The sequence below is a fragment of the Chryseobacterium sp. KMC2 genome (assembly GCF_016756935.1).
Taxonomy (GTDB): domain Bacteria; phylum Bacteroidota; class Bacteroidia; order Flavobacteriales; family Weeksellaceae; genus Chryseobacterium; species Chryseobacterium rhizosphaerae.
Window position 1 is genome coordinate 22,874 of the sequence record NZ_JAESIT010000006.1, and the last position, 18,846, is coordinate 41,719.

An 18,846-nucleotide genomic window follows, 5' to 3' on the forward strand; every position below is an offset into this window, starting at 1 on the left:
ATTTAATTGATTTAAAGATATCAAGATCGAAAGATTCCATTCATTTTTTGAACCCTTCCATCTTTTCATTTTAAATTTATATTGCTGCTTCTTTTTTGAAGTAAGAAACGAAATCCTCCATTTTCATTACTCCAAGATCTCCTTCACCACGTCTTCTTACAGAAATAGTTCCCTCATTTTCTTCATTTTCTCCTATAACAAGCATGAATGGGATCTTTTTCAATTCAGCATCACGGATCTTTTTACCCGTCTTCTCATTTCTGTCGTCAATTTGACCGCTAATATCGTGATTTTCCAAAAATTGTGAAACTTTTTTTGCATAATCTACATATTTTTCACTGATTGGTAGAATAATAAACTGATCAGGGCTTAACCATAATGGGAAGTCTCCTGCAGTATTTTCTAATAAAATAGCAATAAAACGTTCCATAGAACCGAAAGGAGCTCTGTGAATCATTACCGGTCTGTGCTTTTCATTATCGTTTCCAATATAGTGAAGATCAAATCTTTCCGGTAGGTTATAATCTACCTGAATTGTTCCCAACTGCCATTTTCTTCCTAAAGCATCCTTAACCATGAAGTCAAGTTTAGGACCATAGAACGCAGCTTCACCATATTCAACAACCGTTTTCAGACCTTTTTTCTGAGCCGCATTGATAATGGCACTTTCCGCCTTTTCCCAGTTCTCATCAGAACCGATATATTTCTCTCTGTTTTCAGGATCTCTTAAGGAAACCTGTGTTACAAAATCTTCAAATCCTAAAGATTTAAATACATAAAGAGTTAAATCAATTACTTTTTCAAATTCTTCAGAAAGCTGATCCGGAGTACAGAAAAGGTGAGCATCATCCTGAGTAAATCCACGAACTCTTGTCAATCCGTGAAGTTCTCCACTTTGCTCATATCTGTAAACAGTTCCAAATTCTGCATATCTTTTAGGAAGATCTCTGTAGCTCCATTGTGAAGTTTTATAAATCTCACAGTGGTGCGGACAGTTCATAGGCTTCAATAAAAACTCTTCTCCTTCGTTAGGTGTTTTGATCGGCTGGAAGCTGTCTGCTCCATATTTATCCCAGTGTCCTGAAGTTACATAGAGTTCTTTGGCCCCGATATGTGGAGACATTACAAATTCATAACCTCCTTTTTTCTGAGCATCACTAAGGAAATTCTCCAATTTTCTTCTTAAAGCAGTCCCTTTTGGTAACCATAACGGAAGACCGGCTCCTACTTTTTCAGAAAATGCAAAAATCCCAAGTTCTTTACCTAATTTTCTGTGATCTCTTCTTTTAGCTTCTTCTAATCTTTCAAGATATTCAGTAAGTTCTTTCTGCTTAGGGAAAGAAATACCATATACTCTTGTTAGCTGAGGGTTCTTTTCATTTCCTCTCCAGTATGCTCCGGCTGCATTTAAAATCTTAACAGCTTTTACAATTCCTGTGTTAGGAATGTGTCCACCACGACATAGATCCGTAAAGTTATCATGAGTCACAAAAGTGATTTCTCCATCGTTAAGATTAGAGATCAATTCTACTTTATAAGGATTGTCTGCGTAGATTTTTAAAGCTTCATCTTTAGAAACCGGATATAGAGAGAATGTTGACCCTTTCTTGGCATTTTCAAGAACTTTCTTTTCAATTTTCTCAAAATCCTTTTCAGATAAGCTTTCATCCCCGAAATCAACATCATAATAGAACCCGCTTTCAATAGCAGGACCAATAGTCAACTTAGCATTAGGATAAAACTCAAGGATAGCCTGCGCCAAAAGGTGCGCAGAAGAATGCCAGAAAGCTTTCTTTCCAAGATCATCATTCCAGGTCAATAGTTGTACCGTAGAATCCGTGGTTATAGGTGTGGTTATTTCTACTTGTTTGTCATTAACAATTGCGGAAATGGTATTTCTAGCCAATCCCTCGCTTATAGATTTTGCCACATCTAGGGGAGTAACTGCTCCCTCGAATTCTTTGACACTACTGTCTGGAAGTGTAATTTTTATCATTGTTTACTAAGAAATTTTAAGATGCAAAAATACGCATTTTTTAGATAAAATACTACATCAGCACCTATTTAGAATGATAATTAATATAAAAATGTAAAAGATTTCACCGGTTTTGGATGGACTCAGTTTTACTTTCGGCTTTTCATCCGGGGGAATTATGCTGTTTCATGCCTGTAAATGGTATATTAGGCTTTTTATCTGCAAAAATATTTTTGATTAAACATATTAAAATAATAGATATTTTAAATGTTGTGAACTCATTTAAAATATAAATTTTACTGATTAATAATAGTATTTTTAAAGGTCCGGAAATAAGAGAAATAGAGATGGGGTATGAATCCTCATCATAAATACATGAAAATCACAATATAATTTCTACTATGAATACTATAAATATTGATCTGCACTGCGATCTGTTGTATTATCTGCTCAATTCAAATGTGAGCCTTGATGATAAGGAAATTGGCTGCTCACTGCCTTATCTGAAGCAGGGAAATGTAAAACTCCAGGTGATGGCCATATATGCAGGAACGGGAGATGGCAGTACTGGGTATGGACTACAGCAAAGCCAACTATTTTCAGAACTCATTAAAAATGAAAACTTTTTCCTTTTTAATGACGACAATTATCAATCGTCTGAAAACAAAGACAGGGTAGGAGTTATCGCTTCCATTGAAAATGCATCAGCTTTCTGTGAAGAAAATGAAAGCCTGGACTCCGGGTTTAAAAAGCTTGAAAATATAATCCAAAATACACAGAAAGTATTCTATATTGGAATTACTCACCATTTAGAAAACCGTTTTGGAGGTGGAAACAGTGCAGAAGCAGGGTTAAAAGACGATGGAAAAGTATTAATCGACTATATCGCTGACAGAAAAATTGCCATAGACCTGGCCCATACAAGCGATCAGCTGGCTTATGATATCTTTACCTATATCGATCAGAAGAATTATTCTATTCCTATTTTGGCTAGCCACTCCAATTATAGAAGTGTTTATAAGAACAACAGGAATCTTCCCGATGAACTGGCTAAAGAAGTCATCAGAAGGAAAGGACTTATTGGGCTTAACTTTATCAAAGACTATGTTGATCTTGAACAGCCGGAAAGATTATATGAACACATCCAATATGGGCTTGATCTGGGTGGAGCAGACAGCATAGCATATGGAGCAGACTATTTCTACTGGAAAGACCATCCGGATACACCCCGCCATCCGTTTTTCTTTCCTGAACATTCTAATGCCTCAGTGTATCCATCCATCAATAAAGAAATTGAAGAAAGATTCTCTGCCGAACTGGTAGAAAAAATCAGCCATAAGAATGCTTTACAGTTTATAGAAAATATGTATAAATAATAGCTATACTTAGATTCCTGCGGAATGACAAATACTGTGGATCTCATTGAATAAAATGATACCTGAAAATATCATTCTGCAGGAATACAAACTCTCAAAATCGACTTCTATCACGCTCTCTGGTCTGCATTGAGTAAATGATCCGTTAGCTTTTTCTTTTGTATTTCACTTTTTGCTTAATAATCTCAATGACATCCACATGTTGAACTTTAGATTTTATCCATCCGTGAATATCGATATAAAATAATGACCTTCTGTAATATTCGTTGTTGGAAAATTCCTCCAGTTTTTTGTCAAAAGTTTTAAAAGCTTTTTGCTGTTGATCTAAAACCTGGTTATTCAGATTTTTAAAAAATTCAATGCTTTCGAAATGGAAAACTTCCGGTTTCTTCATTTTTTTGGCAAATTTCAATGTAGAAGCCACAAATTCATCATAATCTTCGTCATTTCCTGATTCATACTTAGCCATTAATATCAGAATCCGGGTATGGAACAGCAAATCTTCCTGTACATTTCCTTTTGATTCTATCACCCTCATTGAGTAATCAATGGATTTTTTAAACATTTTACTTCCAAAAAACATCGCCGCCATCTTAAGATAAAGAATCATAAAATGGTGTTCATCAATTCTTTCCCGAAGCTTGTCCATTTTTAGTTCAATCTCAGGAATAAGTTTTGTCCCGGTGAAAAACTCGCCCTTTACAAAATGAATATTCATCAAGGTATTATAGTGAGTCAGAAAAATAAGCGACTGAAGATTTTCGTTTTGGGCAAAATTCTCGGCATTGACTACTTTATTAAAACTTTCAAAATGGTCTTCCAGAATATCTATATTTCCATAGAGAAACAAAATTTTAAGCAGATAAGTATTTCCCTTAATATACCAAACCGGATGACTATAGATCATTTCAGGATTTTTATGAAATAAGTCTACCCACTGATAAGCATACTTCAGGGTGTATTTATAATCCTGTAACAGCTGGTTTTTCCATACATGCGCTTTAAAGTACCATAGTTTTTCGGTGAAATTCAGTTTTTCAAGCCTGATATTTTTGATTTGGGAATTGAAAAACTCAAGAACTTCCTCCCTGTCCAGATCATTTTTTATATAGCCATGAGTAAGCATTTCACTGTACAGTTTCAGTGAAAGATTGGAAAGCTTTGTCGTATACCGGTTCTGTCTGCTTATCTCCTGAGATTGCCTGATCAATTCGTCAGCGCGTCCTTCAATACTTCGGGTAATAAACTGAGATTCAATTACTTTTTCGAGGTCTATAATTTCGGAAGCTATACTTTTCTCATCCAGTTCCAGGGCACTTTGCTTTGTTTTGTCCAGTATTTTCAAAGCTTGCTTATAAAGACCTTTCTGATACAGGATATTGGCAAAGTCGAGCTGCTCCCTAAGCTGAATTCTATAGTTTTGGTGGCTTGGGTTCATGCGGAGACTCACCAGGATCTGTTTATAGAGGTGAGCCTTCAGATTGGAAAGCTGCTGTTTCGTTGAAATTTTTTTCTCGATGATAATGCTTTCATCGTACTCTTTCATCTTATCCATTTCTGAAAATAAAAGAAGAAATTTGGCATCTACATTAATACCGAGACGGTTGACATACAACTTAAACTGACGTTTTTCGGAGGTGGTCAATGACTTTACCAGTACAAACAAGAAATCTTTCTGCAATTCTGCCATTGTAAATTTTTATAATTTAAAACTTTAATTATCAAATATATACAGCTGTTTATTTCATTATTGAATATTGTATTTTTTTCAAAATATAAAACCCTGAAAATATTTCAAGCTGTAGTTTTGAACCAAAATTAAGTAAAAAACTTCATTTATGAATTCCGAAAAAATTGAAATTTTTGATACCACACTGAGAGATGGGGAGCAGGTTCCGGGGTGTAAACTGAATACGGAACAGAAACTGATTATTGCTGAAAGGCTTGATAAGCTAGGGATTGATATCATTGAAGCGGGATTTCCAATTTCCAGTCCCGGAGATTTTGAATCTGTTTCAGAAATTTCAAAACTCGTAAAAAATGCTAAAGTATGTGGACTCACTAGAGCCAATAAAAAAGACATAGATGTAGCAGCTGAAGCACTGAAATTCGCTAAAAGACCGCGAATCCATACGGGAATCGGAACTTCCGAATCTCACATCAGATATAAATTCAACTCCACAAAAGAAGATATTCTGGAACGTGCTGCTGAAGCGGTAAGATATGCTAAAACTTATGTGGAAGATGTTGAATTCTATGCTGAAGACGCCGGGAGAACCGATAATGAATATCTGGCCCAGGTATGTGAAGCCGTGATCAAGGCTGGAGCCACGGTTTTGAATATTCCTGATACAACAGGATATTGCCTGCCGGAAGAATACGGCCAGAAGATAAAATATTTGCGTGAAAATGTAAAAGGAATTGAAAAGGCAGTGCTGTCATGCCATTGTCACAATGACTTAGGATTGGCAACCGCTAATTCTATTGCAGGAGTAATGAACGGAGCACGTCAGATAGAATGTACAATCAACGGTTTAGGAGAGAGAGCAGGAAATACCGCTTTGGAAGAGGTCGTCATGATTTTAAAACAGCATAAAGATCTTAATCTTCATACCGATGTCAACTCCAGAATGCTGAATGAAATGAGCCTGATGGTCTCAGATCTTATGGGAATGTCTGTACAGCCCAATAAAGCCATTGTAGGAGCTAATGCATTTGCCCACAGCTCAGGAATCCACCAGGACGGTGTGATCAAAAACAGAGAAACTTACGAAATCATTGATCCTGAGGAAGTAGGAGTAAGTACATCTTCCATTATTCTTACGGCAAGAAGCGGACGTTCGGCACTGGCTTACCGATTTAAACATATTGGCTATGATGTGACTAAAAATGAACTCGATTATCTGTATCAGGAGTTTTTAAAAGTGGCAGATCTTAAAAAAGAGATTGGGAACGACGATTTAAGCAGAATTATAGAGACTTTCAACCGAAAAATAGGATAGGTTTGATGTAAAATCAAGATAAAATAAAAATGAAGAACGATAAAAAGACACTTTTTGATAAAGTTTGGGATGCACACGTAGTGGAAACTATTCCGGACGGACCTCAGATTATTTATATTGACAAACACCTGATTCATGAAGTAACCAGCCCTCAGGCTTTTGCAGAACTTGAATCCAGAAATCTTGAAGTTTTCCGACCGGAACAGATTGTAGCAACAGCAGACCATAACGTACCAACACTTCATCAGGAAGAACCAATACGGGATGAATTGTCCAGAAATCAGGTTCAGCAACTGACAGAAAACTGTGAGAAAAATAACATAAAACTGTTCGGCCTTGGGCACGAATATCAGGGGATTGTTCACATCATTGCTCCCGAATTAGGAATTACCCAGCCGGGTATGAGTATTGTTTGCGGAGACAGCCATACTTCCACACATGGTGCTTTTGGAGCTATTGCTTTTGGAATAGGAACAAGCCAGGTAGCTCAGGTTTTTGCAAGCCAATGTCTCCTACTCAACAAGCCCAAGTCGATGAGAATTACCGTAAACGGCAGATTGAATGAGAATGTTCTGCCTAAAGATGTGATTCTTTATATCATTTCAAAAATAGGAACAGATGGCGGAACGGGATATTTCTGTGAATATGCCGGAAACGTATTTGAAGAAATGTCTATGGAAGGAAGGATGACTGTTTGTAATATGAGCATTGAAATGGGGGCCAGAGGAGGAATGATTGCTCCTGATGAAACTACTTTTGAGTATGTAAAAGGAAGAGCTTTTGCTCCGGAAGGTGAAGAATGGCAAGAAAAAGTAGCGTATTGGAAAGGCTTAAAAACAGATGAAGAAGCTGTTTTTGATAAAGAACTGACATTTGATGCTTCAGAAATTTATCCCATGATCACTTATGGAACAAATCCAGGAATGGGGATCTCAATCCGTGAGCTTATTCCGGTTCCTCAGAATGAATCGGAAGAAAAAGCTTTACGCTATATGGGATTAAAGGCAGGGCAGGCTCCCTCCCATATTAAAGTTAATTATGTATTCATCGGAAGCTGCACCAATGCAAGGATAGAGGATTTCCGGTCTGCAGCTCAATATATCAAAGGAAAAAGCAAGTCTGAAACTGTACAGGCATTAATTGTTCCGGGTTCTCAGCAGGTGGTAAAACAAATCTATGAAGAAGGTTTGGATAAAATTTTCAATGAGGCCGGATTTCAGATCCGTCAACCCGGATGTTCAGCTTGTCTGGCCATGAATGATGATAAGATTCCGGAAGGGGAATATTGTGTATCCACATCAAACAGAAACTTTGAAGGCAGGCAGGGACAGGGAGCCAGAACCATTCTTGCAAGCCCGCTTACCGCTGCCAAAGCAGCCATAGAAGGCAGAATTTCTGCTTTTGAAAGTTTAAACTAAACAGATTAAAAAGTACATGCAAAAATTAGTTGTTTTAAAATCCCGAGCAGTACCATTGCCGGCAGAAAATATAGATACCGATCAGATTATTCCGGCCAGATTTCTAAAAAGCATAGACCGAAAAGGATTTGGAGAAAATCTGTTCAGAGATTGGAGGTACAATATCCAGTCAGGAGAACCTAATCCTGATTTTGTGCTGAATAATCCAAAGTTCGAAGGGGAAATCCTAGTGGCAGGAAATAATTTTGGATGCGGAAGCAGCAGAGAACATGCAGCCTGGTCTTTAACAGATTATGGTTTTAAAGTCATTGTTTCAAGCTATTTTGCCGATATTTTTAAAGGAAATGCTTTAAATAACGGGCTCCTTCCGGTAAAGGTTTCTGAAGAGTTTTTAAAAGAAATTTTAGAGGGAATCACTGAAAATCCCAATAATGAAATTGCCATTGATGTAGAGCTGCAGTCCATCAGTTTTAAAGATACAACCGAAACCTTTGAAATTGATTCTTACAAAAAAATATGCCTATTGAACGGCTATGATGATATTGATTTTTTAATCAGCAGAAAACAGGTGATACAAGAATTTGAATTAAAAACACAAAAGAAAAATGAGCGACAAGTATTTTAAAATTGCGGTTCTTCCCGGAGACGGAATTGGACCTGAGATCATTAAAGAAAGTATAAAAATACTGGATGTCATTGCTGAAGTCTTTCAGTATGAATTTAAGTTTGAATATGGATTGATTGGTGCAGAGGCTATTTTTAAGACCGGAGATCCTTTACCCGAAGAAACGCTGAAGATCTGTAGAAATTCTGATGCCGTTCTTTTTGGAGCAATCGGTGATCCTGTTTTCGATAATAATCCTGAAGCTAAAGTAAGACCCGAACAGGGACTTTTAAAACTTCGTAAAGAGCTGGGCTTATTTGCGAATATCAGACCTTTGAAAACTTATTCTTCGCTGATTGACAAAAGTCCGCTTAAAAGAGAAATCATTGAAGGGGCAGATATTCAGATCTTCAGAGAATTGGTAAGTGGAATCTATTTTGGTGAAAAATTTACGGATCCTGAAGGGGCCTATGCTTATGACGTATGCAAATATAGCCGTGAAGATATTCTTCCTATTGCCCATATGGCGTTTCAGGAGGCTCAGAAGAGAAATAAAAAACTGACCCTTATTGACAAAGCCAATGTATTGGATACTTCAAGACTTTGGAGAAAGATCTGTCAGAAAATTGCGTCAGAATACCCGGATGTACACTTGGATTATATGTTTGTAGATAATGCAGCAATGCAGCTGATTCTTAACCCTAAACAGTTTGATGTTATTGTAACTGAAAATATGTTTGGTGATATTATTTCTGATGAAGCTAGTGTGATCGGAGGATCTATCGGATTGCTTCCGTCAGCTTCCATTGGTGAGAAAAATGCATTGTTCGAACCTATCCACGGTTCTTATCCGCAGGCAAAAGGCAAGGGGATTGCCAATCCTATTGCTTCTATTCTTAGCGTTGCCATGATGTTGGATCATCTTAATTTACAGGCCGCTGCAGATAAGCTAAGACAATCTGTAGAGCATGCCATTGAAAATAAATATGTTACCATTGATCTTAATACCAAGCAGTATTATTCTACAAGTGAAGTCGGAAGCTTTATTGCAGATCATATTAAATATTCCGAAAAATCTTATTACAATTTTGAAAATGTAAAGATCGGAAAGTCCACCATCGTATAGTTAGTTACAAAAAGTTCATTTAGATAGTTAGAAGAAAGGTCCTGCCTCATTAGAGACAGGACCTTTCAATTGTATTCCGTACAAATAAAATGGTTGTACTTTATTCTTTTGTATTATCCGTTTTTCCTGATTTACCTTTAGATGATTTTTGAATATCCTCTTTATCAATCTCAGGTGGATTGCTCTTTTTCGATGAAGCAGGAATGTTTTGGAAATCCTCATTCTGCTTTTTGGTTTCTGCAGTATTGGCAGGTTCTTTCTTATTGATTTTTCCTTTTGAGTCCATAGCTTGAATTTTTAGAGTCCTAGAAGACCGATCTTTCCGGTTTTATCTTCTATGGTATAATTCAAAGCCTTTGCCAAAACAAAAACATTATTAAGATTTTCCATTAATTGTTTGCGTCCCTCACTTCTCAATTGATTTTGATCAATAGACTTCATCGCAGTTTGTTTAGCTTTTTCCGTTACATTTTTAATGTCTTTTTCGGTAATTCTATTAAAAAAGGAATCGTCCAAAGATTGGATTTCAACACTGGGTGTAATTCTTATGTCTGCGTCAGGAAGCTCGGTGATTACCAGTTTTTTGTTAATGGAATCTACCTCAATCTTCATCTTATTAAGATCATAAGAAACCTGTGCTGTGGTTTTGGTATAGGTAATGATGCTGTTATTTGAAACTTCTTTTCCGAATACTTCATAACCCATTTTGGTCTTCTGCATACTGGAAGTATTCTGTTCCATGACCACCATCTTATTCATCTTGGAAATCTGGTTGGTCAGGATATAATAATCCGACTTCTCCGTTTTATTAGTAAGATTCAGACAGGACTTAAGCCCGAAAAACAGAAGCACCATAGCCCCTGCGCCTGCTACAAATGATAAAATTGTTTTATAATTTCTCAAATCTATTTAAAAATTTCTTTGATTACAGATGTGTCATTCTTTTTCAAAATCTCTGCTAAATCCCTTTCAATATATCCCGAAGTAGGCATTTCTACGATTCTTCCTATTTCTTTCCCATATTTCTTAAGGATGATGGTCGGAACTTTCTGGATATTGTAAAGACTTTCGTCCCCTGTAGGAGATTCTTTTTTACGGTTTACCGCTATAATGGTCAGCTTGCTGTCCGGGAAACTTACTTCCTCCAATATTTTCATCAGTCTTGGGATGTCTCTGTGGCTGTCTTCACACCATGTTCCCATAAAAACAATAATGTCACAAGAACCCAGTCTTTCCTTTTTAAGTTCACTGATGGCTTTGGGATCAAGAGAATATTCATCATGTTCCTTTACGTACCAGTCGGCATAAGGAGCTTTCAGGAATTGTTCTTTCAGCTGATGTCCCAAAAGCATTTTCCCGTCATTCTGAGTTTCAACCTCACGGTTGACCACTACTTTTTGAGCGCTGAATTGCTGGGCAGCTAGAAAGATGCTTGAAAAGGCAACAATGTTAGTAATAAATTTTTTCATATGTTATTTCTCAATGATTGATTTTAAATCAGCAGGAGAGTAGTATTTGTTTTTTAATACTTTATGATCAGCCTGTCTGTAAACATTGAATTTCTCTCCAGATTTTTCATAAAAAGATTCTACTTCCTTTTCTTTATAAAACTCAACAGTTTCCTTTGCCTGTTCTTCATTATCGCAAGCTTTAGACATATTGGAACGCTGAACTTCGTTGAATAGCTCTACAAATTTGTTGCCAAGTCCAAATTCAAGCACGGCACCACTTAAAACATACTGAAGATCACAAAGTGCATCTGCAATTTCCACAAGGTCGTTGTCTGCAATTGCTTGTTTCAGCTCATTTAATTCTTCCTGAAGAAGTTCTACTCTAAGGTTGCATCTTTCCGGAGAAGGGATTTGTGGGGTATCTAAAATAGGGGCTTTGAAAGTAGTATGGAATTCTGCTACTTGGTTCAGACTATCAATTTTATCCATGAATTTTTTTATTTACGACAAAGATAGAAAACGATTTGGAAATTGTAAAATGTACAGCGTAAAATGTACAGCGTAAAATGTGTTAATGAAGGGGAAAGAAGAACCGTATTCTATTCTCTACAGACTGAAGATATATGCGGAAAATTTTATCTTACTAAACTGACAGCCATCAAACTAGTAACCATAAAAAATCCACAATTTTAGTTGTGGATTATAGCTGAAAATTCATTGGTTGTATTCAGATACATTATTTTAACTCTTCATATTTCCAGATTCCTGAGATATCTAAAATTGTTAATCCAGGTTGTTTTTCACCATAACCAAATACACAGAGGTATTTCGAATAGCAGGTTCGGCAGCTGGTTCCAAAATATAGGGTTGGCAGATTGTTGACCGTTAAAGGGCCGAAATGTTGCATTCCGGGTACGGTTTCCTTTAACATTCCATTTTTTAATAATTCATTTCTGGATAATACAGGTTCTTCATGATACATTTGAAGAATGGGAAATCCTGATTGGTAAGGGATAATTTCCACTGTATTTTCATGGTTGCATTCACAGCATATGAATTTTACAACCGCAGAAGGAACTGTTTCATTATTTGTGAAAAAATCCTTTTGAACAAGAGCTTTTTTACCAATACTTATTTTCTTTGATATTGAATACATCTGAATTTATTTATTACTGGATAACGGTACCCGCCAGGTTATTGTATTTCCCGCTTGGACTTTTTTTAATAGTTACTTTTATATATCCCTCTTCAGCTAATTTATTCCATGTTTTTGGATATCCTGTGGCGATGTCAATGGGAATTTTCCACATGGTTTGTTTTCCATTGCCAGCCTGATTAAACCAGGGAATAATATCTGCTGTTTGGGATTTGAAAGATAGTAAATTATTCAAAACATCTATTTCATAATAGAAATCATATTTGTTTTCTGGTTGGTTTAATGCTCTTTGGGTAAAAGTATATACATATCCATTGATGATAGGACTTGTAAAACTGCCTCCTAAAGTAGGAATTCCCGTTCCATCATAATTTCCAACAGCACCGCTGTATCGGTCAAATTTTTGTCCTGCAACAATGGGAACATCATCAACAATATTATAACCACCGTTAGCAGGCGGCCATCCTCCGTTCAGATTATTGGCTTTAAAAAGAGCTTCCAGTTCAGTCCACTTCCCCTGTTTGTACAGATCAAATGCCTGGTTTCTCATGTTTTGATTTACGGTTCCCGAAGCGTCGTAGGTTAATGCAAAATCATCAGCATTTTTGTAGAATACAATTTTAACGGGATTGGTGTCTATTTCTTCATCATTGTCTGAACTACAGGCAACTGAAAAAAAAGTGAATGATAAAAGAAAGATGTACTTAAATAAATGTTTCATATAAATAATTTTAATTATGTAAAATTTTATAAAGTATTATCGGGACTGTACAGTGCTGCTTAGATAAAAATGCCTGTTTGAATGTGTTGGTAGAATCCATTTTTTAAGGATATTTTCATGAACAATAATGGCTGTTGAGACTGGCTTTTAAAGACATGATAATCAGTTCCCATCAAAGAAAAGGCATCAAAAGAAGCACTATGAGCAATCGGTGAAGCGATTTTTCGGCTCCCTCAAATACGGGTTGGGCAAACGGTACAATAATAAAGAATATTGAGTGATAAATTTAAATTAAAAAACCTGAATATTGCTTATTTTATTTAATAAAAATTAATTATATGTAAATTAAATGCATTGATAAATATATTATTGAATAATATTTTACTTAAATGACAGATTTTGAGATCTGTATTTGAAATTGAATATAAAAAAGACTGCTCTGTAAAAGAGCAGTCTTCCCATCGTTTAATTTTAAAATTAAGGTGATTAATCCTTAATGAATCGTTTTGTTGTTTCTCCTATCTGAATCATATAGGCTCCTTTTATAAGGTTACTTACATTGGCAGTACCTCTTTGAAGTGTTCCTGAATGTATCAGTTTTCCGGACATATCAAAGACTTTATATTCTTCGGTATTCGTATTTGAAATCGTTAGAACATCTTTCACAGGATTCGGATATAGTTTCATATCTGCTGATGTTTCTTTTGGAGCTTCAGTCACGGATTTTGCAGTCGTAGCAGTTACCGAAATATTAGCATTATTCACATCAAAGAAAATATGATTGGTTCCTTTTACCATAATTCTTCCTGATGTAGTAGAAGCATTAGGAATCGTCACAGCCTGCGAACCGTCATTGGGAGTTCCTGCCAATAGGGTAGTCCAGGTATTTCCGTTGTCGGTTGACCAAAGAATATCTACATTGGCGGTGTTTACACCATTGCCGGTAGTTCCTGCCACATTCCAGGTAATGGTTTGTGTACTCCCTCCGGCATACGAAACCACAGTATTTTGTGAAGTAATATTGAAGGGGCCTGCACTAGTATTCACTGTGATCTTTGCATCATCGGAGCTATTTCCGGCTCCTCCGGCTCTGTTATCGCGAACGGTAAATCTGAAATTTAATGCTCGGGCAACAGAAGATAATGCTTCTACATTAATTTCAGAACCTGCAGTGGTAGTAGATCCAGCTAAAATTGAAGACATTTTAGGGAAATATCTTAGCGGTGACGCTGTTGGCGTCCAGGATCTGAATGTAGGTCCTGAAGTTTTTGTAGCTGTTGCAGCTGAGTTAGCTCCCGTTTGAGTAGATGAAGCATTATCCATCTGCTCCCAGATATAAGTAAGGGAATCTCCATCTGCATCAGTTCCTGATCCGGTCAGCATAAACGGTGTGCTTTTAGGAATGGTATAATCCAATCCTGCATTGGCGGTGGGAATTGAATTTCCTGTAGGTGTATTGACAGAGCAGGTTTTTGCCTTAATATTATTGGTAATCTGTTCAATACTTATAGCATGGAAAAAAGCATCAGAATTCATTTGGACATTCTGGTTGGTGATTCCTGCGTACCCCATAATGGTAGACCCTGATCCTGGTTCCATATTAACCAAGGTGCCTTCATTTACATACGAATAAGTATGATTCCCGCCGAATTGATGTCCCATTTCATGAGCTACAAAATCAATATCAAAAGCATCTCCAGATGGTGGGGTGCCATTTGGGGAGGTATAGCCACTCCCTTTATTTTTATCAGTAGTAGATGATGTATCGTTTACACAAATACAGCCAATACAGCCTGCATTACCTCCACCTCCTGAGTCGCCAAATAAATGCCCAATGTCATAGCCTGCATTTCCTATAACATTTGTCAGTGTATTTTGCAGTTGTAGATTCCAGCCTTTTGTATTATTAGCATTGCTTAAAGCTGTTCCTACGCTTGGAGCCGAATAAGGATCTGTAGAAGCATCGGTGTAAATAATAGTATCATTATTAGCAATAATAACCATTCTTGCGGCAAAATCTTTCTCAAAAACACCGTTTACACGGGTCATGGTATTGTTCATCGCCGCTAAGGCTTGTGCTTTTGTTCCTCCGAAATAGGAAGTGTATTCTCCTGTGCAGGATAACGCCAGTCTAAATGTTCTCAGTGTGGAGTCATTAGCATTCCTGGCGGCAATAGCTGTAGAAGTACCTTTCTGCGCTGCATCCAATACAGTACATTCAAATTTACTTAAGTTTTTTCTGTCAGACTTCTTATAGATCACATAGGAAGATAAATCTTTAGTATAGGGTTCTATGAAAGTGGCGGATTTATCTCCGTAAATTTCCATAGAAGAAAGCCCTAAAGAAGAGATGCTAAAATAAACCGTTGAAGCGGGGTTTTCTATTCCTTCTCCGATATATGATTTAATATCCGGGTATTTTGCTGCTAGTTCTGGTTCAAAGTTCGAATTTTCTGTTACCTTAAACTTTTCCATCTTTCCTTCTGCATCTGGGAAAGAAATAATGATCTGAGATTTTTCGCCTGCTGCCAATCTTTTAGGAGTGTTTACCAGGGCATTTTTTAATCCATTGATATTTAAGTGGTAAATTTTCGGACTCTCGATATTCATCATGTTTTCGAAAACTGGTGAAGAGGTTTTTTCTGACCCCTGAGTCCATAGACGATCTGTCTGTGCGAAGGAAAAACCTGATAGTACAAGCATTCCCATCATCAATAATTGTTTTTTCATATAAAAGTGTAATTGTATTTATGTTATCCCAAATCTAATGAAAAAATCTTTGTTTAAAATTTAATATTACTATAGAATATTTCGATTATTGATAATATAAATTGTGATTAAATGAAAAATATTTAATATAATAGAAGGAAAAAGAAAAACTGTTCTATACAGAACAGTTTTTCACATTAATTTAATTTTAATAATTACTAATTTTTAATAAATCGTTTTGATGATTCTCCAACCTGGATGGTATATGCACCTTTGATAAGGTTGCCTACATTTACAGAACCTCTTTGAAGTTTTCCGGAATCAACTAATTTTCCTCCCATATCAAAGATTTTATAATCTTCAGATGCTGTATTAGAAACATATAGGATGTCTCTTACAGGGTTAGGGTAAAGTTTGATGTCTGTGATCAGATCTTTTGTATTGGATAGTTCTCCTTTTCCGGAAGAAACAATATTCAATGTATAGTCTTCAACCTGTCCATACGTGTAAGCTTCACAAGATGAAGTAGGAATAGAGCTGTATTTCATCATTACTCTCATTCTTGTTGATCCTAGAGTAGCTGTTGCAGGAATAGTAATAGATCCGGTAACAGGAGTTGTCGTAGAACCTGTTTTAGACCATGCTAATTCTCCGCTGTCTGTAAAGTCTCCGTCTCCGTTGTAGTCGATATAAACCGCATAAGCTTCGCTGTATACTGTAGAAGTCCAAACCGGAGTTACAGAAATAGTATAAGCACTTCCTCTTGTAACATTGGTAGAAACTGAAGTGAAGTTTTCATAACCGGCAGTTCCTGTAGAAGTATTGTTAATCGTTCCGAATTTTACATTACCGATTCTTTCATCAGCTGTATTGGATGCAGAAGAAGAGCAGTAAGTAACTGTTCCGCCTCCCAGTGTCGTAACACTTACCGTATTGCTTGAAACAGATGCGTTTCCTGCTGCATCTTTAGCTTTCACAGAGAAAGAATATGTTGTGGATGGTGTTAATCCTGTTACGGTATAGGTTGTAGAAGCAGAAGAACCGATCAATGAAGCACCTTGATATACATCATAGCCTGTAACGCCTACGTTATCTGTAGCACCGGACCATGAAAGGTTAGTGGTGGTGGAAGTAGTTCCTGAAGCAGCAAGGGTAGGTGCAGTAGGAGCTACAGTATCAGGAGTTCCTGAACCTGCATTTACTGTGATGTTTGCATTGTTTACATCAAAGAAAATATGATTAGCACCTTTTACCATAATTCTTCCTGTGCTGGTAGATGCATTAGGAATCGTTACAGCCTGAGAGCCGTCGTTAGGAGTTCCTGCCAATAGGGTAGTCCAGGTAGTTCCGCTATTGGTTGACCAAAGGATATCTACATTTGCGGTATTGACACCGTTTGCAGTAGTTCCTGCAACATCCCATGTTATGGTCTGAGAGCTGCCACCGGTGTAAGTAGTTGCTGAGTTTTGTGAAGTTACTGCAAATGGTCCAGCCGTACTGTTAACGGTGATTACAGCGTCGTCGGAATTGTTTCCGGAACCTCCGGCTCTGTTGTCACGGGCTGTAAATCTGAAGTTTAATGTTCTGGCTACTGAAGAAAGGGCTTCAACAGTAATTTCTGAACCTGCTGTGGTGGTTGCTCCTGTTAAGATAGAAGCCATTCTTGGGAAATATCTCACAGGCGCTGTTGTAGGTGCCCATGATCTGAAGTTAGGACCTGATGCTTTTGTAGCACTGGCCGCAGAGCTTGCTCCGGTTTGGGAAGAGGAAGCGTTATCCATCTGTTCCCAGATATAAGTTAAAGCATCTCCGTCAGCATCAGTACTGGTTCCTGTAAGCACAAAAGGAGTTCCTTTTGGAATGGTATAATCCAGTCCTGCATTAGCGGTAGGAATTGAGTTTCCAGTGCTTGTGTTTACAGAGCAGGTTTTAGCTTTAATATTATTGGTGATCTGCTGAATGCTTATGGCATGGAAGAAAGCATCGGAATGCGGCTGGATGTCCTGGCTTGTGATTCCTGCATATCCCATGATCGTTGATCCTGATCCAGGTTCCATATTGGCTCCTGTCCCTTCGTTGCTCATGGAGAATGTATGATTTCCACCGAATTGATGACCTAGTTCATGGGCTACATAGTCGATGTCAAAATTGTCTCCTGAAGGAATAGCATCTGCCGGAGAAGTATAACCGCTTCCTTTGGAGCCGTTAACGCAGATACAGCCGATACAACCTGCGTTTCCTCCACCTCCTGAAGCTCCAAACAGGTGTCCGACGTCATAATTGGCTTCACCAATTACAGAAGTCAGAGTGTTTTGTAATTGAGAATTCCAGCTGCTCATTCCTGAAGCTGCAGAATAAGGATCGGTAGAAGCATTGGTGTATACTACAGCATCGTTATTGGCAATTAAGACCATTCTTGCTGCGAAATCTTTTTCAAAGACCCCATTTACACGGGTCATTGTGTTGTTCATGGCGGCTATGGCCTGAGCTTTTGTCCCTCCGAAATACGTAGTGTATTCACCTGTACAGGATAATGCCAGCCTGAATGTTCTTAATTTAGCGTCATCGGCATTAGGTCTTGCCGCAAGGCCTGCATTGGCAGCGCCTTTTTGTGCTACATCTATGACTGAACATTCGAATTTGCTAAGATCATCTTTTTTGTCAGATTTTCTATACACAACATAAGTGGAAAGGTCTTTAGAGTAAGGCTCAATGAATACAGCAGATTTATCACCATACACTTCCATTGAAGATAACCCGAGCGGAGAGATGCTGAAATAGACTGTTGAAGTAGAATCACCAAGTCCTTCTCCTACGTAAGACTTAATATCCGGATATTTTGCAGCAAGCTCAGGTGCAAAATTGGAATTTTCCCTCACTTTAAAATTTTCCATTTTCCCTTCAGAATTCGGAAAAGAAATAATGAGTTCTGATTTTTCGCCGACAGCCAGTCTTTTAGGTGCTTTTGCAAGAGCATTCTTTAATCCATTGATATCCAGGCTGTAAACTTTTGGGTTGTTGATGCTGGATTTGTTTTCAAAGATTTCAGATGCACTTTTTCTTGAACCCTCAGACCAAAGACGATCTGTCTGTGCGAAAGAAACACCCGTGATGAGAAGCATTCCAATCAGTGTTAATTGTTTTTTCATATTAAATATTAATTTTAATTGTGGAATATCAAAGCTAATAAAAATTATATTACGAAAAACAAAAATTTTTATGAAAAATTTAGAATATCTGTTCAATATATTATGCAATACATTGAATATGTTTGAAATGATTCGTCAATAGGGTGTAAATAAAGAAAA

At 37.2% G+C, this 18,846-nt stretch carries 15 protein-coding genes; 5 read left to right on the forward strand and 10 right to left on the reverse strand.

All coding sequences use genetic code 11. The features are described 5' to 3' along the window. Positions 1–76: 76 nt before the first annotated feature. Positions 77–1,996 (reverse strand): threonine--tRNA ligase, encoded by a 1,920-nt coding sequence (gene thrS, locus JML65_RS08485; RefSeq protein ID WP_047492595.1) that lies wholly within the window; start codon positions 1,994–1,996, stop codon positions 77–79. A 380-nt stretch (positions 1,997–2,376) separates the two neighbouring features. On the opposite strand from thrS, the gene JML65_RS08490 reads away from it, so the two are divergent. Continuing rightward, on the forward strand, positions 2,377–3,351 hold the full coding sequence (locus JML65_RS08490; protein WP_202270538.1) for a dipeptidase: 975 nt from the start codon (positions 2,377–2,379) through the stop codon (positions 3,349–3,351). A 145-nt stretch (positions 3,352–3,496) separates the two neighbouring features. Here JML65_RS08490 and JML65_RS08495 read toward each other — a convergent pair whose 3' ends face one another. After that, on the reverse strand, positions 3,497–5,041 hold the full coding sequence (locus JML65_RS08495) for a hypothetical protein (protein ID WP_084084303.1): 1,545 nt from the start codon (positions 5,039–5,041) through the stop codon (positions 3,497–3,499). A 148-nt stretch (positions 5,042–5,189) separates the two neighbouring features. Between JML65_RS08495 and JML65_RS08500 the strand changes: the two genes are divergently transcribed. From JML65_RS08500 to leuB, 4 genes are read left to right on the forward strand one after another with little or no spacing between them, the layout of a single operon-like run. Beyond that, positions 5,190–6,353, forward strand: a complete 1,164-nt coding sequence (locus tag JML65_RS08500) for a 2-isopropylmalate synthase (RefSeq protein ID WP_081989143.1) — start codon at positions 5,190–5,192, stop codon at positions 6,351–6,353. A gap of 29 nt (positions 6,354–6,382) precedes the next feature. Continuing rightward, a complete protein-coding gene (gene leuC, locus JML65_RS08505; protein WP_047492605.1) occupies positions 6,383–7,771 on the forward strand; it encodes a 3-isopropylmalate dehydratase large subunit in 1,389 nt (462 codons plus the stop codon). Between the two features lie 16 nt (positions 7,772–7,787). Beyond that, entirely contained in the window at positions 7,788–8,396 is a 609-nt protein-coding gene (gene leuD, locus JML65_RS08510) for a 3-isopropylmalate dehydratase small subunit (RefSeq protein ID WP_047492608.1), read from the forward strand. Next, positions 8,377–9,501 (forward strand): 3-isopropylmalate dehydrogenase, encoded by a 1,125-nt coding sequence (gene leuB, locus JML65_RS08515; RefSeq protein ID WP_202270539.1) that lies wholly within the window; start codon positions 8,377–8,379, stop codon positions 9,499–9,501. The genes leuD and leuB overlap by 20 nt, the downstream gene beginning before the upstream one ends. A 100-nt stretch (positions 9,502–9,601) precedes the next feature. Here the strand turns inward: leuB and JML65_RS08520 are convergent, their stop codons facing one another. The 8 genes from JML65_RS08520 to JML65_RS08555 form a co-directional block, all read right to left on the reverse strand. After that, positions 9,602–9,787, reverse strand: coding sequence for a hypothetical protein (locus JML65_RS08520; RefSeq protein WP_081989147.1), 186 nt, complete (start codon positions 9,785–9,787; stop codon positions 9,602–9,604). An 11-nt stretch (positions 9,788–9,798) separates the two neighbouring features. Further along, complete coding sequence (locus tag JML65_RS08525; RefSeq protein WP_047492616.1) at positions 9,799–10,404, reverse strand: DUF4230 domain-containing protein; 606 nt, start codon at positions 10,402–10,404, stop codon at positions 9,799–9,801. A gap of 2 nt (positions 10,405–10,406) precedes the next feature. Continuing rightward, positions 10,407–10,970 carry a TlpA family protein disulfide reductase gene (locus JML65_RS08530; protein ID WP_202270540.1) on the reverse strand — a complete coding sequence of 188 codons (564 nt, stop codon included), beginning with the start codon at positions 10,968–10,970 and terminating at the stop codon, positions 10,407–10,409. A gap of 3 nt (positions 10,971–10,973) precedes the next feature. Further along, positions 10,974–11,441: a nucleoside triphosphate pyrophosphohydrolase family protein gene (locus tag JML65_RS08535; RefSeq protein WP_084084299.1), complete on the reverse strand. Its 468-nt coding sequence runs from the start codon at positions 11,439–11,441 to the stop codon at positions 10,974–10,976. Between the two features lie 247 nt (positions 11,442–11,688). Continuing rightward, positions 11,689–12,108 carry a hypothetical protein gene (locus JML65_RS08540; RefSeq protein ID WP_202270541.1) on the reverse strand — a complete coding sequence of 140 codons (420 nt, stop codon included), beginning with the start codon at positions 12,106–12,108 and terminating at the stop codon, positions 11,689–11,691. Positions 12,109–12,121: 13 nt separating this feature from the next. Next, positions 12,122–12,829: a glycohydrolase toxin TNT-related protein gene (locus JML65_RS08545; protein WP_047492628.1), complete on the reverse strand. Its 708-nt coding sequence runs from the start codon at positions 12,827–12,829 to the stop codon at positions 12,122–12,124. Positions 12,830–13,315: 486 nt separating this feature from the next. Further along, positions 13,316–15,559 (reverse strand): zinc-dependent metalloprotease, encoded by a 2,244-nt coding sequence (locus tag JML65_RS08550; protein WP_202270542.1) that lies wholly within the window; start codon positions 15,557–15,559, stop codon positions 13,316–13,318. Positions 15,560–15,756: 197 nt separating this feature from the next. Next, entirely contained in the window at positions 15,757–18,687 is a 2,931-nt protein-coding gene (locus tag JML65_RS08555; RefSeq protein WP_202270543.1) for a reprolysin-like metallopeptidase, read from the reverse strand. Positions 18,688–18,846 lie beyond the last annotated feature (159 nt).

What these genes read in the sequence shown, in the direction of transcription:
- JML65_RS08495 (WP_084084303.1), bottom strand. Translation starts at nt 5,041, where the DNA reads ATGGCAGAATTGCAGAAAGATTTCTTGTTTGTACTGGTAAAGTCATTG.
- JML65_RS08535 (WP_084084299.1), bottom strand. Translation starts at nt 11,441, where the DNA reads ATGGATAAAATTGATAGTCTGAACCAAGTAGCAGAATTCCATACTACT.
- leuC (WP_047492605.1), top strand. Translation starts at nt 6,383, where the DNA reads ATGAAGAACGATAAAAAGACACTTTTTGATAAAGTTTGGGATGCACAC.
- leuD (WP_047492608.1), top strand. Translation starts at nt 7,788, where the DNA reads ATGCAAAAATTAGTTGTTTTAAAATCCCGAGCAGTACCATTGCCGGCA.
- JML65_RS08530 (WP_202270540.1), bottom strand. Translation starts at nt 10,970, where the DNA reads ATGAAAAAATTTATTACTAACATTGTTGCCTTTTCAAGCATCTTTCTA.
- JML65_RS08545 (WP_047492628.1), bottom strand. Translation starts at nt 12,829, where the DNA reads ATGAAACATTTATTTAAGTACATCTTTCTTTTATCATTCACTTTTTTT.
- JML65_RS08500 (WP_081989143.1), top strand. Translation starts at nt 5,190, where the DNA reads ATGAATTCCGAAAAAATTGAAATTTTTGATACCACACTGAGAGATGGG.
- JML65_RS08555 (WP_202270543.1), bottom strand. Translation starts at nt 18,687, where the DNA reads ATGAAAAAACAATTAACACTGATTGGAATGCTTCTCATCACGGGTGTT.
- leuB (WP_202270539.1), top strand. Translation starts at nt 8,377, where the DNA reads ATGAGCGACAAGTATTTTAAAATTGCGGTTCTTCCCGGAGACGGAATT.
- JML65_RS08520 (WP_081989147.1), bottom strand. Translation starts at nt 9,787, where the DNA reads ATGGACTCAAAAGGAAAAATCAATAAGAAAGAACCTGCCAATACTGCA.
- thrS (WP_047492595.1), bottom strand. Translation starts at nt 1,996, where the DNA reads ATGATAAAAATTACACTTCCAGACAGTAGTGTCAAAGAATTCGAGGGA.
- JML65_RS08550 (WP_202270542.1), bottom strand. Translation starts at nt 15,559, where the DNA reads ATGAAAAAACAATTATTGATGATGGGAATGCTTGTACTATCAGGTTTT.
- JML65_RS08490 (WP_202270538.1), top strand. Translation starts at nt 2,377, where the DNA reads ATGAATACTATAAATATTGATCTGCACTGCGATCTGTTGTATTATCTG.
- JML65_RS08540 (WP_202270541.1), bottom strand. Translation starts at nt 12,108, where the DNA reads ATGTATTCAATATCAAAGAAAATAAGTATTGGTAAAAAAGCTCTTGTT.